The sequence below is a fragment of the Magnetospirillum fulvum genome (assembly GCF_900108475.1).
Lineage (GTDB): Bacteria > Pseudomonadota > Alphaproteobacteria > Rhodospirillales > Magnetospirillaceae > Phaeospirillum > Phaeospirillum fulvum_A.
On the sequence record NZ_FNWO01000004.1, the window covers coordinates 241,607 to 258,383 of the forward strand.

Consider the following 16,777-nt stretch of genomic DNA (forward strand, 5'->3'; position numbering starts at 1 on the left):
TATCAATTCCGGGTGTTCGTATGACCGCAGCGGCGCAAGTTCAAAACGCGGCCCGCCCCCAGGGGAGCGGGGGGCTCGCCGCCGTGATGGAGCAGGAGCGGCAGCCGAAACCGGTGCTGCACCCGTCGCCCGGTCTTGGCGCCTGGTTGAAAGAGATCGGCGGCTCGCTCGCCTTTTCCACCTACCAATCCTCGCGCCTGTTCTTCCTGTTCGCCGACGAGGATGGCGCGACGGTGGCGCAAGAGCGGATCGTCGGTTCGGCGATGGGGCTGGCCGTCAACGAGCGCGCGCTGTGGGTCAGCAACAAGGAGCAGATCTGGCGGTTCTCCAACGTCGGCTCTCTCACCATCAAGGACGAGCTTTGGCAAGCGGTCTACATGCCGCGCAAGGGCTATTTCATCGGCCGCTGCGACACTCACGACATCGTTCCCGGCGGCATCTTCAAGGGACGGGGCTACGAACTGGCCTTCGTCAACACCGCCTTTAGCTGCATCGCCACGGTCGATCCCCATTACGGCTTCCGTCCGTTGTGGAAGCCCGATTTCATCACCGCTTTGTCGCCCGAGGACCGCTGCCATCTCAATGGAATGGGGGTCCAGGACGGCCAACTGGCCTATGTCACCCTGTGCGGCCGGTTCGACACCCCGATCGGTTGGAAAGCGGTCAAGAACGGCGGCGGCTGCGTCATCGACATCCGCACCGACGAGGTGCTGTGCGCAACCGGGCTGTCGATGCCGCACAGCCCGCGCTGGCACCAGGGGCGGTTGTGGCTGCTCAATTCCGGCGATGGCGATTTTGGCTATCTCGATAACGGGCGGTTCGTCCCGGTGGCGCTGTGCCCCGGTTTCGCGCGCGGGCTGTGTTTCATCGGCGATTACGCCGTGATCGGCCTGTCCAAACTGCGCGACAATTTCTTCTCGACCGGGATGGCCCTGAAATCGCGGCTGGAGGATTTGCACATCCCGCAGCGCGCCGGTCTGCTTGTCATCGACCTCCGCACCGGCCAGACTGTCCATTGGCTGACGATCGAAGGGGTGGTGACCGAATTGTACGACGTCGCCTTCTTGCCCGGTATTACCCGCCCCTACACGCCGGGATTCGCCGAGCCCCAGTTGCACCGGCGGGTCATTCACGCTCCCGAAGGGGAGTTCGTCTTTGCCCCGCCCCGGCCCCTGCCGGATTCCAAACCCGAGACCCTGACCGAGGGGACACCGTCATGAACGTGATCGTCAAGGACAGCAAGCGCAAGCATGGTCTGGCCTCTCCGCTGATCATGGCTTTGGAACCGCGAATGATGTTCGACGGTGCCGCCGCGTCCGACGCGGCGCATGCGGCCTCGGACTCGGCTCCCGCGGCGGAGGCCGCCGCCGCCGAAGCCGGGTCGGCCAGTGCCGCCGCGAGCGAGTCCTCCGATGCGTCCAAGACGAGCGAGGCAACGTCCAACACGGCCGGTTCGGATTCGGCGGCCGATCAGACTGCTGCGGCCAAGGAGGCCGACACGTCGAACGCGGCGAAGGAGGCGGCCTCGGCCGCCGGATCGTCGGCGCTGCCCTCGTTCGATGCGGTCAAGGAAGTGGTGATCGTCGATGGCACCGTCGATGATTGGCAGACCCTGGTGGCGGGGATCGATCCGTCGATTCCGGTGATCGTGCTGACCCCCGACGCCAACGGGCGGGGCGAATTGGCCGAACTGACCGCGATTTTGTCGAAATTCCACGATCTCGACGAGATTCATCTGGTCACCGAGGGCAGCAGCAGCGGCGTCGTCATCCTGGGCTCCGAAGGGTTGTGGAGCGAGAATCTCGACTCGGTGTCCGCCTGTCTCGATGCGATTCGCGGCGCGCTGAAAGAGGGCGGCGAGTTGTCGCTGTACGGTTGCTCGATCGCGGCGACCGACGCGGGCAAGGCCTTTGTCGATTCCCTGGCCGCCAAACTCGGCAACGACATCACGGTCGGGGCCTCGACCGATTTGACCGGTCCCACCCGCCTCGACGGCGATTGGACGCTGGAATACACCACCGGGGTGATGGATACGGTGCTGCCCTTCACCTTGCAGGGGATGCAGGACTTTTCCCATTGCCTCGGCTGCAATTTCAACGGGACGCTCAACTCGGCGGGAGCGACGATCACGTCACAAAGCGGGACGGTTTTGCTGACCTCGCAGGCCTATGGCGGTTCGTACTACTGGTTTGTGACCAACACGATTCACATGAACGGCCAGCAATTTGACGCCGGATATCAGACCGCCTACACGAACACAAACGATGGGGCGGCTAACACCGCTCTATTTGCCATGGTTGCCGAGTGCGCCGACAATGTCGCTCCCAACAATACGGCGATTCCGACGGTCAGCGGCGGGACGACGGTCGGGACCGGTTTCACGGCGACGACCGGAACCTGGGCCGATGCCAATAGCGACCCGATCACCTATAGCGAGCAATGGCAGGTCGCCAACGATGCCTCGGGATCGGGGGTTGCCGTCATTAACGGCGCGAACGGCACCACCTTCACCCCCACTTCGGCGCAGGCGCATAAATATATCCGGGTGGTGGTCAGCGCCTCCGACGACCACAGCAACACCGCCACGGCGAACTCGGCCTGGGTTCTTGTCGCCGACAGTGCCCCGGTCAACTCGGCCCTGCCCGCGATCTCCGGCACCGCGACCGAGGGGCAGACTCTGACCACCAGCAACGGCACCTGGACCGATGCTGACGCCGATTCCCTCACCTATACACGGATATGGCAGCGCGCGTCCGACGCCAGCGGAACCGGTATGGCGACCATCGCCGGGGCGACCGCGACCACCTACACCACCACCAACAGCGACGCCGGGTACTGGGTCCGCTCGGCGGTGACGGCCGCCGACGGTTATGGCGGTTCTGTGGTGGCCTATTCGGCCTGGACCTATGTCGCGGCGTTGCCGCCGTCGGTGTCGTCGATCGTCCGCGCCAGCGGGTCCGGTGCCACCAATGCCAGCCAGGTCAGCTATACCGTCACCTTCTCCCGGGCGGTAAGCGGAGTCGATGCCAACGACTTTACCGCGACGGCGGCGTCGGGAACGGTGGCCGGAACGGTGACCTCGGTCACCGGCAGCGGCACCACCTACACCGTCACCGTCGACAGCATCACCGGCGACGGCGCTCTCCGGCTCGATTTGAACAGTTCCGGCACCGGGATCACCGCCAATTCGGACAGTGCGGCGATTTCGGGCGGCTATACCGCCGGTGCGACCGTCACCTTCGACCATACCGCGCCGACGATCACCAACGTCACCCTGGACGGCATCGCCTACAAGATCGGCCAGACCCTGACGGCGACGATTACGGTGTCGAGCGATAGCGACAGCTACACGCTGGCTTCGGGCACGATCAACGGCCGGGCGCTCTCCAGCCTGGCCAGGATCAACGCCACCACCTATACCGCGACCTATACGGTTCAGGCTGGCGACACCGACGTCTTTTCCGGCAATCCCTCGGTTAGCATCGTCCTGACCGATGCCGTCGGCAACAGCAACACCGCCTACACCACCGCGATTGCCACCGCGACGACGATCGACGCCCATGCCCCCACCGACATCGTCCTCTCCACGACCACGGCGATTCTGACGGCGGGCTCGACGGTGAGCAGTCTGTCGGCGACCGACACCAACAGCGGGTCGGAGACCTTCACCTATGCCCTGGTGGCGGGCTATGGCAGCAACGACGCCGACAATTCCAGCTTCGTCATCAGCGGCAATAATCTGAATATCGGCCCGAACGCGCTGAATGTCGGAACCTACAAGATCTATGTCCGGGTGACCGATGCCGGTGGCAACGCCTATTACAAGGCGCTGGTGATCACCGCGGTCGATGCCCCAACGGTCAGTTCGATCACCCGTGTCGGTGGGTCCAGCCTGACCCAGGGGAGCAGCGGGCTCGATTTCACCGTCACTTTCAATCATGCGATCGACGGCCTCGATTCCAGCGATTTCACCGTCACCACCGGCGCCGGGGTGACCGGAACCCCGGTGGTCACGGTGACCGCCGGGGCGGACGGATCGTCGAGCTATACCGTCCACGTCGCCGGGTTGTCGGGCGACGGCACCGTCCGGCTTGATCTGAATTCCAGCGGGACCGGTATTGTCTCCCACTCCAACGGGACCACCGCGATCGTTTCCGGCTTCACTTCGGGCCAGACCTACACGCTTGACCACACCCCGCCCGCGATCACCAACGTCACCCTGGACGGCAGCGCCTACAAGATCGGCCAGACCCTGACGGCGACGATCACGGTGTCGAGCGACAGCGACAGCTACACGCTGGCTTCGGGCACGATCAACGGCCGGGCGCTCTCCAGCCTGGCCAGGATCAACGCCACCACCTATACCGCGACCTATACGGTTCAGGCTGGCGACACCGATATCATCGGCGGACATCCGGCGGTCAGCATCGTCCTGACCGACAGTGCGGGCAACAGCAACACCGCCTATACCTCCGCGATCGCCGCCGCGACGACGATCGACACCTATCTTCCGACCGATATCGCCATCGCCGGGGCGGATACCGCCACCCACGCTTATTCCGGCCTCGCGTCGGAAACGGTCGTCGGCGCGCTGTCGGCCACCGATGCCAGCACCGGCGACAGCTTCACCTATACCCTGTCGGGGGCCGATGCCGCCAAGTTCGAGGTGGTGGGCGGTGCCCTGCGGGTGAAGACCGGCCAGACCCTGGTCGCCTCGACCGTCTACAATGTGACGATTGAGGCGCAGGATCTGGGCGGCAACACCTATTCCAAGGCGTTCACCATCACCGGCGCGCCCGGCCCGACCGTCGCCGTCGGCGGCACCGCCGCCTATACCGAGCGGGGCACGGCGGTGACGCTGGAATCCGGGCTGACCCTGACCGCCAACGGGTCTGCGACGATGACCGGGGCGACGGTGACGATCTCGGCCGGAACGCTGGCGACCGGCGACACCCTGAATTGCGTCACCGCCGGCACCAACATCACCGCCAGCTATTCGGGCGGGGTGCTGACTCTGAGCGGCAGCGACACCGTCGCCCATTATCAGGCGGTGCTGGATTCGGTGACCTTCGTCAACAGCGTCAACCACGACCCGACCGTAGCCAGCGCTACCCGCTCGATCAGCTGGCAGGTGCGCGATCAGTACGCCTTCGGGTCGGCGGCGACGACGACTTTGACCATTACCCCGGTCAACGACGCGCCCAGCCTGTCGGCGACGGGGGCGACCCCGACTTATACCGAAGCCGGATCGGCGGTGGCGCTGTTCAGCGGATCGTCGATCAGCGTGATCGAAGGAGGGGGGCAGTCGATCACCCAGGTGGTGCTGACCGTCTCGGGGCTGGCCGACGGAGCCAACGAGAAACTGGTGATCGACGGTGTTGCCGTCGCGCTGACCAACGGGACCAGCGGCACCACCGCGACCAACGCGATCGGCTATGCTGTGTCGGTGACGGGGAGCACCGCGACGGTGACCCTGTCCAAAACCGACAGTGCCGCCAACTGGCAGGGCTACGTCAACGGGCTGACCTATCAGGATATCGGCACCGGGGCGGGGATTACCGGAGGAAATCGGGTGGTGACGCTGACCAGCGTCAAGGATAGCGGCACCACCGCGAATGGCGGGGCCGATACCAGTGCGGTTTCGATCGCGGCTACGGTGAGCGTGGCGCGGCTCAACCATGCGCCCTCCCTCTCCGTCACCACCGCGACCCCGACCTTTACCGAAGGCGGCACGGCGGTGACTTTGTTCAGCGGCGCTTCGGTCGGGCTCGGCGTGGGCGACAGCGGGCAGGCGATCCATGCCCTGACCTTCACGGTGTCGAACGTCAGCGACGGCAGCAGCGAAATCATCGTCGTCGATGGGCAGAACGTCGCCTTGACGGCGGGAACGACGACGACGACCGCCAACAGCTTCGTCGTCGCCATCAGCGGCGCGGGCAGCACCAAGACGGTGACGATCACCCGCGGCGGCGATTTCACCGAGGCGCAGGCGCAGACCCTGGTCAACGGGCTGCAATACAAGAATCTCAGCCAGGCTCCGACGGTTGCGACCCGGGTGGTGACGCTGACCGGCATCCAAGATAGCGGCGGCGGGTCGGACAGCGCCACCCTGACCGCGCATTCCGACGTGACCCTGGTCGCGATCAATTCGGCCCCGACGCTGACGGCGACGGGGGCCAGCCCATCCTATACCGTGATCGGATCGACGGTTTCGCTGTTCAGCGGTGCCGCGCTCGGCACGGTCGAGACCGGGCAGAGCGTCACCGAAGTGAAGCTGACCGTCTCGGGTCTGGCCGATGGGGCCAGCGAGATTCTGGTGATCGACGGCGTCGAGATCGCGCTGACCAACGGCACCAGCGGCACCACCGCGACCAACACGATCGGCTATGCCGTGTCGGTGACGGGAACCGTCGCGACGGTGACCCTGACCAAGTCCGACAGTGCCGCCAACTGGCAGGGCTACGTCAACGGGCTGGGCTACAAGAACGGCTCCGCCGCGCTGCCGACCGGCAACCGGGTGGTGACGCTGACCCAGGTCAAGGATGATGGCGGGACCGCGAATGGCGGGGCCGATACCACCACTCTGTCCGTTGCGGCGACGGTGATCGGGCAGAGCCCGGCGGTAACGCCGACGCCGACGCCGATTCCGGTGGTGACGGTGGATCCGACACCTGACCCGACGCCCGATCCGACCCCCGATCCGACGCCGATCGACACGACGCCTGAACCGCCGCTGACGGTGGTGCGCGACGAGACGCCCGCGCCCAAGGTCGAGACGCCGGTGATCTTGCCGCGTGACTCGAACCCCTCCACCCCGGTTACGCCGGTGACGATCATTCCGGCGACCTTCACCGTCTCGACCGAGGGGTCGTTCGCGGTCGCGGTCGCGGCCAAGGCGGCGGGCGCGCCCGACGCCTTGGTGGTCAATTCGCCGATCCGGAATGCCGATTTCGCCCTCGGCCAGCGGATTTCGGTGACCATCCCGGCGGATTCCTTCGCCAGCACCAGGACGGATGCGGTCGTGACGCTGACGGCGACGCGGGCCGACGGGGCGGCGCTGCCGGGCTGGCTGGTGTTCAATCCGAAGACCGGGACGTTCGAGGGAACCCCGCCGCCCGGTTTCAGGGGGGTGGTGACGGTCAAGATCATCGCCCGCGACAATGAAGGCCGTCAGGCGGTGCAGACCTTCCGGATCGAGGTCGGTGTCGCGGGCGAGGGGCGTGCCCAGCCGGACGGCCAGGATGGCCAACGTCCCGGTGGCCAACGTCCCGGCGGCGAACGTCCCGGCGGCGGTGGCCGGACGGGGCAGACGGGCGGCGCTGGCGACCGTGTCGCGGCGGACAAGCCGGTGGGACGGCCGGGGCTGCTCGAACAATTGCACTCGATGAGCAAGGAAGGCCGTCTGGCCAAGCAAATCGCGGTGGTCGAAGGGCTGACACGCCTGAACAAGGTCGCGTAACGGTCTGTTTTATCCTGTGGCGGGAATGATCCGGCACCCGGGCGGTGCCGGACACGGAGGGGGAGAGTATGGTGGTTTCCGTTTCGTTGGTAAAAAAGCTGATGGCATCGGTTTCCGTGGCGGTTCTGGTGTCTGCTTGCGCGCTGACGCCCGATCCCTTTACCGCCGAGGAATTGAACACTCAGGCAGCCAAAGACCGGGCCGAGATGTTCAAAGGCGGCGAGCCGCTGACGGGGCCGTTGACCGTATCCGACGCAATCGCCCGAGCGTTGAAATACAATCTCGACAAGCGGTCGAAGATGATGGAAGAGGCGCTGGCCCTGGGCCAGACCGAAATCGACAGCTTCGACCTGCTGCCCAAGCTGATGGCCAATGCCGGTTATACCGAACGCTCCGAGCCCAATGCGACCCGGTCGCGCGATCTCTACACCCAATCGACCTCGGCCGACGTCAACCCGACCTATTCCTCCGACCGGTTTCTAAAGACAGCCGATCTGACGATGTCGTGGAACATTTTGGATTTCGGCGTCACCTACTTCACGGCGAAATCGAACGCCGACCGAGCGTTGATCGCGACCGAGCGCCGCCGCAAGACGGTTCACATCCTGGTGTCCGAGGTCCGCTTCGCCTTCTGGCGCGCCGCCGCCTATCAGGAATTGAAGGGCGACGTTGACCGCGCCGTCGCCGAGGCCCGTCAGGCCCTGGCCCGCGCCAAGACGGTCGAGCGGGAAAACCTCCGCGCCCCGGTCGAGTCGCTGCGCTATCAGAAATCGATGCTGGAGACCCTGCGTCAGTTGACTGCGATCCAGCAGGAATTGTCGACGGCGAAGGTCGAACTGGCCGCGCTGATCAATTTGCCGCCGGGAACCGAACTGACGCTGGCGGTGCCCGAGACGCTGGAGGTGCCGAACTGGACCACCTCGCTCGAGCGGATGGAGGAACTGGCGTTCGTGCAGAATCCCGATCTGCGCGAGCAGGGCTATCTGACCCGGATTTCGGTCGATGATACCCGCAAGGCGATCTTGAAGCTGCTGCCCGGCATCACCTTCTCGGCCGGGACCAATTACGACAGCAATTCCTTCGCCGCCTATAATCAATGGAACGAAGCCGGGGCCAAGCTGTCCTGGAACCTGATGAATCTGGCCTCGGGCAAGTCGCAGATCGATTATGCCGAGACCAACGAAGAGGTGGTCAAGGCCAAGCGTCTCGCCCTGCGGATGGCGGTGTTGGCCCAGGTTCATGTCGGCCAGTTGCATTTCCAGAACGCGGTCAGCCAGTATCAGCAATCCGACGAATTGTGGCAGGTCGATCGTCGGCTGTTCCAATTGTCCGAAGCCCGTACCGCCAATGACGCCCAGGGCGTGCTGGAGCGGGTGGCGGGCCGGGCCTCGGCGATCGCCTCGCAATTGCGCCGCTTCCAGAGCTACGCCCAGGTCGAGCAGGCCTATGCGAAGATGCAGGCGACCCTGGGCCAGGATCTGATCCCCGACACCGTCGCCGCGACCGATCTGAACGGCCTGTCCACCACCATCGCCGCCCGGCTGGAACGGTGGAACAAGGGCGAGGATCTCGAGTCTCCCGCTCCCGCTCCCGTCGTCGCCAGCGCCGCCCCGGTTTCGCCCCCGCCCGTCGCTCCCGAACCGGTGCGTGTCGCCACCACTACCGCACCGCTGGCGGCGTCATCGACCGAGGCGCAGTCGTCCGCTCCGGCTCTGCCCGCCGATCAGCCCGATCTGTTGAAGCGGGCGATCGCCAACGTCCAGGAGATGTTCGAATCGCCGAGACGATGAGAATGACCCGTTCGGTCTTGGGCGTTGCCGCGATGCTGCTGTGCCTCGCGGCGACGTCTGCCATGGCGCAAGAGATTCGCGCCCAGCTCAGCCCGCGCGACTTCACCACCCTGGCCGCCGAAATCGGCGCCAAGGTCGAGCGGATCACCGCCCGCGAAGGGGAGCATTTCACCAAGGGCCAGATGCTGATCTCGTTCGATTGCTCGGTCAATCGGGCCCAGTTGGACGAGGCGCGGGCGTCGCTGTCGGCCGCCGACAAGACGGTTTCGGTCAATCAGCGCCTGCTTGAACTGCAAACGGTGGGCAAGCTGGAAACCGAATTATCGGTGGCGGAATCGCAAAAGGCCCGGGCCAAGGTCGCGGCGATGTCGGCGATGGTGTCGAAATGTTCGGTCGCCGCGCCGTTCGACGGACGAGTCGTCGAACAGAAGGTGCGTCAGCAGCAATTCGTTCAACCCGGTCAGGCCCTGCTCGACATCCTGGACGATTCGGTGCTGGAGCTTGATTTCGTCGTGCCGTCGAAATGGCTGATCTGGCTGAAGCCGGGTCACCAGTTCCAGGTCGCGATCGACGAAACCGGCAAATCCTATCCGGTCAAGCTGATGCGGGTCGGAGCCCGGATCGACCCGGTCAGCCAGTCGGTTCGGGTGGTCGGCGCGATCGGCGGACGCTATCCCGAACTGACCGCCGGGATGTCGGGCAGGGTGCTGCTGTCGCCGCCGTCATGACCTCCCACAATCCGGTTGTCGCCTGGCTTGAGCTCGAGGGGCGCCTGCTCCAGGCCCGGCGTCCGGTCGAGGTCGCCTTCATCGCCGTCAACGAGGCGCTGGCGCTGGCCCATTACCGGCAGTCGGTGCTGTGGAGCGGCGAGAGCGGGGTGGTCGCCCTGTCGGGGGCGGCCTTGGTCGAACCCGGCAGTCCCTATGTGCTGTGGCTGGATCGGGTCTTCCGCCATCTCGCGGGGGGAGAGGCGGCCGCCACCCCCCGCGCCATCACCGCCGCCGATCTGCCGCCGGTTATGGCCGAACAATGGGACGAATGGCTGCCGGCCTTTGCCCTTATCGTGCCGATGGGGGCCGAGGCGATCTTGTTCGCCCGCGAAGAACCGTGGGTCGAGGCCGACCTGTTTCTGCTCTGCCGTCTGGCCGATCTGGCCCGCCTCACCCGTCTGGCGTTGCGGCCCCGTTCGCCCTGGTCGGATCGGCTGAAGAGTCTCAGGACGCGCAAGGCCCGGATCGTCGCCGCCTTGGTGGTGCTGATCGGGCTGTTTCCGGTGACGGGGTCGGTGCTGGCCCCGGCCGATCTGGTCCCCGCCCATCCCGAAATCGTCCGTTCGCCGATGGACGGGGTGGTCGATCGCATCCTGGTCCGCCCCAATCAGCGGGTCGAGGCGGGGGAGTCCCTGTTCGACCTCGACACCACCCTTCTCGCCGGACGCCTGAGCGTGGCGCGCCAGCAGCAGGGCACCGCCGAAACCGAATATCGTCAATCGGCCCAGGCGATGGTGTTCGACCCCAAGGCCAAGGCCCAGGCGGCGTTGCTGGCGGGCAAGGCCGAGGAAAAAGCCGCCGAATCGAAATGGCTGCAAAGCCAACTGGACCGGATTCAGGTCAAGGCCCCCAAGGCCGGATTGGCCGTGTTCGACGACGCCTCCGACTGGACCGGCAAGCCGGTTTCGGTCGGCGAGCGGGTGATGATCGTCGCCGACGAGATCGACACCGAGGTCGAGGCCTGGGTCGCGGTGGCCGATATTGGCGAGGTGACGCCGGGCGCGCCGTTGACCCTGTTTCTCAATACCCAGCCGCTGACCCCGGTTCGCGCGGTGGTTCGCTCGGTCGGCTATGAAGCCTCGGCCCGGCCCGACGCCACCCTGGCCCATCGCGTTCGCGCCGTTCTGGCCGAGGGGCACGACAAGCCGCGGCTGGGGATGAAGGGGACGGCGCGGATCGACGGCGATCAGGTGCCGCTGGTGTGGTGGCTGTTCCGCCGTCCGCTGGTGACGTTGCGCCAGACCCTGGGAATCTGAGCCATGACGGCGCTCCGGCTGCCCCCGCTGCGCGATGAATTGTCGGTTCATCCCGGACCGGTCGGCCATGACGGCGCGCCGAGTTGGACCCTGCACGATCCGTTGCGCAACCAGTTCTTTCGCCTGAGCTGGCCCGCGTTCGAGGTGCTGTCGCGCTGGCATCTCGGCGATCCCGAGGCGGTCGCCCAGGCGATCCGCCACGAGACGACGCTCGATCTCGACGCCGACGAGGTGATTGGCGTCGCCGACTTCTTCGCCCGTACCCAGTTGCTGAAGAGCGGCGGCCCCAAATATACCGCCCAGTTGCTGGCGATGGCCGACGCGGCGAAGACCTCGCTGGCGACGTGGCTGCTGCACCATTACCTGTTCTTCCGCATCCCCCTGGTGCGGCCCGACCTGCTGTTGGGGCGGATGCTGCCGCTGGTGTCCTGGCTGGGCGGGCGGTCGTTCCGACTGGCCACCCTGGCGGCGCTGCTGGTCGCGCTGTTTCTGATCGGGCGGCAGTGGAACAGCTTCGCGACCACCTTCGTCGATCAATTCTCGCTGTCGGGGCTGGCGGCGTTCGGCGTGGCGCTGGGGCTGGCCAAGATCGTTCACGAACTGGGTCACGCTCTGACCGCGAAGGCGATGGGCTGTCGGGTGCCGACGATGGGGGTCGCCTTCCTGGTGATGATGCCGGTGCTCTATACCGACGTCAACGAGGCGTGGAAGCTGACCAGCCGCCGCCAGCGCCTGCTGATCGGGGGCGCCGGGATCTTGTCGGAACTGACGCTGGCGGTGTGGGCCAGTCTGGCCTGGGGGATGCTGCCCGACGGCGATCTGCGCGGGATGGCCTTCACCCTGGCGGCAACGACCTGGATCAGTTCGCTGGCGATCAATCTCAGCCCGTTCATGCGCTTTGACGGCTATTTCCTGCTGATGGACGCGCTCGACATGCCCAACCTGCATCCGCGCTCGTTCGCGATGGCGCGGTGGTGGCTGCGCGAGACCCTGTTTCGCTTGGGCGAGCCCGCCCCCGAAGCGCTGCCGCCGCCGCGGCGAGCCGCCTTGATCGCCTTTGCCTGGGTGGTGTGGGCCTATCGTCTGGTCCTGTTCCTTGGCATCGCGGTGCTGGTCTATCATTTCTTCGTCAAGGTGGTCGGAATCTTCCTGTTCGTCGTCGAAATCGGTTGGTTCGTGCTGCGGCCGTTCTTTCTCGAATTCGTCGAATGGCGCAAGCGGGCCGGGCGGATCGGGGCGTCGCGGCGCTCGTGGCTCAGCTTTGCCGTCCTGGTCGGGCTGGTGGGGCTGTGCGTCGTGCCGTGGAGCGGGCGGGTCGCCGCCCCGGCGATCCTGAAAGCGTCCGATCACGCCACGCTCTACGCCCCGTCCCCGGCGATTCTGCACGCGGTTCTGGTCAAGGAGGGGCAGCGCGTCGCCAGCGGGGACAGGTTGGTCGATCTGGAGAATCCCGACAGCGTCTATCGCCTCGAGTTGGCCGAGCGGCGGATCGCGATGCTGAAATACGAACTGGGGTCGGTCAGCTTCGAGGACAGCTTTCGCGGCCGCTCGCAGGCGATCGCCAAGGAACTGGAGGCGGCCGAGGCCGAACGCGAGGCGGCGCGGAAGGACATTGCCCGCCTGACCCTGACCGCTCCGCTGGACGGTCTGGTCACCGATCTGTCGCCCGATCTGCAACCGGGGCAGTGGATCGGCGTCAAGGATCCGATCCTCAGTCTGCGCCAGGGCGCGGTGCTGGAAGCCTTCGTCGCCGAGCAGGATCTGCCCCGTATCGAGGTCGGTGCCTTCGCCGCTTTCCTGCCCGACGGTGCCGGTCCGGCCCGAGACGCCACCGTCGTCGCAATCGATCGGATGGCTGTCCGCAGTCTGATGGAACCGGCGCTGGCAGTCCCCTATGGCGGCACCATTCCCGCCCGTTTCGACAAGCAATCATTGATTCCGGATGTCGCGGTCTATCGTATTCGGTTAAGCTTGGCCGAACCGATCAACGCAACCGTGGTCCAGCGCGGGCAGGTCGAGATCGACGGCGAGCGGCGCTCGCTGCTGGGGCGTCTTGCCCGCACCAGCGCCGCGATTCTGATCCGCGAGTGGGGAACCTGATCGACCGAAGCGGAGGATGCGCCATCATCACTAGGCGAACGCTGTTACACCACTCGGCGGGACATGACCTCCGAGGCTCATCGGAAAATCCAGGCGTGTCGGCTGAAAAGGAACTTTGACCGTCGATTGACAGTCCTGACGGTGCAGGGTAAATCAAGTGCCAGCAGCGGTCCCCGGAGACGGGGTTCACAAGGGAACACGGTGTAAGTCCGTGACTGTTCCCGCAACTGTAAGGGGGGAGGTCCTTCCCACAACGCCACTGGGTAACCGGGAAGGCGGGATAGGACCAGAGATCCCCAAGTCAGGAGACCTGCCGTTGCCAGTATCACCCATCCGTCGGGCGGGATACCCGGTCGGAGCGACTCTTGTCGCCTCGTGGTGGTGCGCTGTTGCGTCGCTGCGGGGGTGATTATGATATTCGGCCTGAACAGACACTGACCAATCAACCGGCGGGAGTAATCCCTGTCCGGCAGTCTTTCCGTGCCTTTTGCGTGGAAGACGAGTCTGTTTTTGCCGAGTGACCAATCCGTTCGCACGACGCGTGAGCATGGCGTTTCGCCCGATGGGGCGAGGCGTCGTCGGCAACGCATGGGTCGTAAGGTTGTGAACGCACGATGAGGATGACGCAGAACGGGCGGATGGCACATCTGCTGGTAACGGGGGCGGTTCTGGCCACCTTTCCCGCTTGGGCCGAAACCGAAGGCTCGATGGACGAAATGCTGGTGACCGCCACCCGCGTTGCCACGCCGATCGATCAGATCGGCAGTTCGGTGACGGTGATTACGCGTGACGAGCTTGACGCCCGCCAGACTCCCAAGGTCGACGAGGTTCTGAAAAGCGTTCCTGGGCTGTCGGTGACCCGGCAGGGCGGGATGGGATCGACCGCGCAGGTCAGGATACGCGGTGCCGAAGCCAACCATACCCTGGTGTTGATCGATGGCCAGAGGGCCAATTACCAGGACACGATGTACAATTTCGATTTCGATTGGATGGTCACCGACGATATCGAGCGGATCGAGGTTTTGCGAGGCCCCGCCGCCGGACAGTGGGGGTCGGACGCGGTCGGAGGCGTCATCAACATCGTCACCCGCAAGGGCAAAGGCCCGATGACGGTGACGGTTCAGACCGAACTGGGCAGCTACGACACCAACCGCGAGAATGTCGCGGCCCGAGGCGGTGGAGACTCTTACGATTATTCCTTCGGCTGGTCGCGCTACCGCACCGCCGGCTGGTCGGTCGCTTCCCAAGACCGGGGCATGGGAACCGAGCGCGACGGGGCGCAGAACAATACCTTCAATGGCAAGGTAGGCTTTTCGCCCTCGGACAATTCCGAGATCGAGATTCGGGGCTCGCACACCGATTTCTGGGCCGAGACGGACGGCACCAAAAGCGGGAGCGGGACGCTCGACACCAACCGCTCGAAGGCAAAGCATACCGACACCGGAGCGATCAAAGGCTCGCTCGCCTTGTTGGACGGAATCTGGACCCAGACCGTCAATGCCAGCGCGATTCGCAATGATCAATGGAATATGGGTGGGACGACCTCGGGCTGTACCGTGGGGTCGCCGCTCTGTGCGGCTTACCTGGGCACCACCGTCAACGCCTCGTGGCAGAACGATCTGCGCTTCGATAAGGATCATGTGACGACGATCGGCTACGAGGATAACCGCGACTATTACTGGCAGCGGCAGTATCAGCAGAAAAGCAAGATCACCAGTTCGTCGATGCAGGCGACCGCGCCGTTCTTCCAGCATCAGGCCCACCTGTTCGACCAACTCGATCTGGGGGGAGGCTGGCGCGGCACCGATCATGATGTGTTCGGCTGGAATCCGACTTGGTTCACCACCCTGGCCTGGCACCTGCCCACCGATACGACGTTGAAGGGCTCGTATGGCACGACGTTCAAGGCCCCGCTTCTCTACCAGATCTATTACCCGTCCGGGCTGTCCAATCCGGGATTGAAGGCGGAACAGGGGCGCGGCTGGGATGTCGGAATCGAACAGAAGCTGTTGGAAGGCGCGGCCAAGACCGGGGTGACGTGGTTCCGCAACGACATCGACAATCTGATCAATTACGTCACGATCGGCAATACGGGACAATACCAGAACACGGAAAAGGCGACGACGTATGGCGTCGAGACCTTTTTCACCTGGACGATCTTCAACGATGACGACGGATCGCTGGAGGTCTCGCCCAGCTATACCTACACCCAGGCCTATGACCGGGCGACCTGGGCGGAATTGCCGCGCCGCCCGCGCCACAAGGTCGCCAATGATCTGTCCTGGCGCTTTCTCGAAAAGAAGGCCCGTCTGACGGTCTCGACGATCTACGGTTCCGACTTCCAGGAAAATCGTTCGACCTCGCCGAAGATCCCGAATCGGATGGGACAATATGTCCAACTCGATATCTCTGGCAGTTACGATGTGACCGACCGGGTTCAGCTCTATGGCCGGGTCGAGAATCTGGCCGAGGATTATCACGAATCCGCCTACGGCTATGCCGAGACCGGGGGCCGCGCGTTCTATACCGGGGTCAAGATCGCGTTCGAGCCGCTCACCCTGGCCCGCGAGGCAATGAAATGAGGCCGGTCCCCGCCGTCAGCCCCCGCCAGGGTGCCGTCGGCGGGGGGCTTTCGCTGGCCCTGCATGCCGGGGGGCTGGCGCTGGTGCTGTGGGGAATGGGGCAGACCGCGTTGCCGCCCGCCGAGACGGTGGTCGAAATCGCCCTGGTCAGCGCCGCCGACGGAGCGGCCCAGTCGGAGTCCGGGGGGCAATCCCCGTCCGCGCCCGCAGCGACGGCGGCGGCGGTTCCCTCCGTGCCTGCGGCGGTTCCCGCTCCGGTCGTCGTGCCGCAACGTCCTGTCAAGCTCACCCGTCCGGTCCGACCGGACGCCGTGTCCCGGACCGTTCCGGCTCCGGCGCCCGTGGCGCGGGCCGCGCCGGTGTCCGCCGCCCCAACCGCCGAGGCGGCAGCGCCCACCGGCGAATCCGGATCGGGCGGACCCGGTCCAAGCGGGCCGGGGGAGGGGAGGGCGTCGGCGAGCGACGGCGGTGCCCCGGCGGGCAGCCCAAACGCTCATGGGAGCGGAGGGCGGGGCGACGACCGACAGGCCGAGCCGCTGGATTCTCCGCCGCCTCCTTACCCGCTGTCGGCACGGCGGCGCGGGCTCGAAGGCCGGGTTCAGCTTCGAATTGCCATCGATGCCAGCGGTCGGGTCGAAACGGTCGATGTCGCCACCTCCAGCGGGTCCGAGACTCTTGACGACGCGGCGGTCGAAGCGGTGCGGCGCTGGCGGTTTCGCCCGGAGCGGCGGGGCGGCGAGACTCGTGCCGCGACGATCGTGGTTCCAATCCGGTTTCAACTGGGCGGCGTTGTCGTCGCTCGCAGCGAATGAGAAGGGGG

Annotated in this window: 8 protein-coding genes and 1 riboswitch; all 8 genes read left to right on the forward strand. The window is 65.5% G+C overall.

Annotated features, from left to right (window positions below; genetic code table 11):
* Positions 1–20 precede the first annotated feature (20 nt).
* The 8 genes from BLW40_RS06650 to BLW40_RS06685 all read left to right on the forward strand — a co-directional run bounded on the left by BLW40_RS06650 (position 21) and on the right by BLW40_RS06685 (position 16,769).
* On the forward strand, positions 21–1,220 hold the full coding sequence (locus tag BLW40_RS06650) for a TIGR03032 family protein (RefSeq protein WP_074766763.1): 1,200 nt from the start codon (positions 21–23) through the stop codon (positions 1,218–1,220).
* On the forward strand, positions 1,217–7,459 hold the full coding sequence (locus tag BLW40_RS06655; protein WP_074766766.1) for a DUF4347 domain-containing protein: 6,243 nt from the start codon (positions 1,217–1,219) through the stop codon (positions 7,457–7,459). Before BLW40_RS06650 ends, BLW40_RS06655 begins: the two co-directional genes overlap by 4 nt.
* 68 nt (positions 7,460–7,527) lie before the next feature.
* Positions 7,528–9,249, forward strand: coding sequence for a TolC family protein (locus BLW40_RS06660; RefSeq protein ID WP_074766768.1), 1,722 nt, complete (start codon positions 7,528–7,530; stop codon positions 9,247–9,249).
* A gap of 2 nt (positions 9,250–9,251) precedes the next feature.
* A complete protein-coding gene (locus tag BLW40_RS06665; protein WP_074766769.1) occupies positions 9,252–9,977 on the forward strand; it encodes an efflux RND transporter periplasmic adaptor subunit in 726 nt (241 codons plus the stop codon).
* Positions 9,974–11,275, forward strand: a complete 1,302-nt coding sequence (locus tag BLW40_RS06670; RefSeq protein ID WP_074766771.1) for an efflux RND transporter periplasmic adaptor subunit — start codon at positions 9,974–9,976, stop codon at positions 11,273–11,275. Before BLW40_RS06665 ends, BLW40_RS06670 begins: the two co-directional genes overlap by 4 nt.
* Before the next feature lie 3 nt (positions 11,276–11,278).
* Positions 11,279–13,375, forward strand: coding sequence for a site-2 protease family protein (locus BLW40_RS06675; protein ID WP_074766773.1), 2,097 nt, complete (start codon positions 11,279–11,281; stop codon positions 13,373–13,375).
* 150 nt (positions 13,376–13,525) lie between these two features.
* Positions 13,526–13,707, forward strand: a riboswitch (cobalamin riboswitch).
* A 282-nt stretch (positions 13,708–13,989) separates the two neighbouring features.
* Positions 13,990–15,957 (forward strand): TonB-dependent receptor plug domain-containing protein, encoded by a 1,968-nt coding sequence (locus BLW40_RS06680; protein WP_083386669.1) that lies wholly within the window; start codon positions 13,990–13,992, stop codon positions 15,955–15,957.
* Positions 15,954–16,769: an energy transducer TonB gene (locus tag BLW40_RS06685; protein WP_074766776.1), complete on the forward strand. Its 816-nt coding sequence runs from the start codon at positions 15,954–15,956 to the stop codon at positions 16,767–16,769. The genes BLW40_RS06680 and BLW40_RS06685 overlap by 4 nt, the downstream gene beginning before the upstream one ends.
* Positions 16,770–16,777: the final 8 nt, after the last annotated feature.

Coding starts and splice junctions, on each gene's coding strand:
- BLW40_RS06665 (WP_074766769.1), top strand. CDS start 9,252: ATGACCCGTTCGGTCTTGGGCGTTGCCGCGATGCTGCTGTGCCTCGCG.
- BLW40_RS06650 (WP_074766763.1), top strand. CDS start 21: ATGACCGCAGCGGCGCAAGTTCAAAACGCGGCCCGCCCCCAGGGGAGC.
- BLW40_RS06685 (WP_074766776.1), top strand. CDS start 15,954: ATGAGGCCGGTCCCCGCCGTCAGCCCCCGCCAGGGTGCCGTCGGCGGG.
- BLW40_RS06670 (WP_074766771.1), top strand. CDS start 9,974: ATGACCTCCCACAATCCGGTTGTCGCCTGGCTTGAGCTCGAGGGGCGC.
- BLW40_RS06660 (WP_074766768.1), top strand. CDS start 7,528: ATGGTGGTTTCCGTTTCGTTGGTAAAAAAGCTGATGGCATCGGTTTCC.
- BLW40_RS06675 (WP_074766773.1), top strand. CDS start 11,279: ATGACGGCGCTCCGGCTGCCCCCGCTGCGCGATGAATTGTCGGTTCAT.
- BLW40_RS06655 (WP_074766766.1), top strand. CDS start 1,217: ATGAACGTGATCGTCAAGGACAGCAAGCGCAAGCATGGTCTGGCCTCT.
- BLW40_RS06680 (WP_083386669.1), top strand. CDS start 13,990: ATGAGGATGACGCAGAACGGGCGGATGGCACATCTGCTGGTAACGGGG.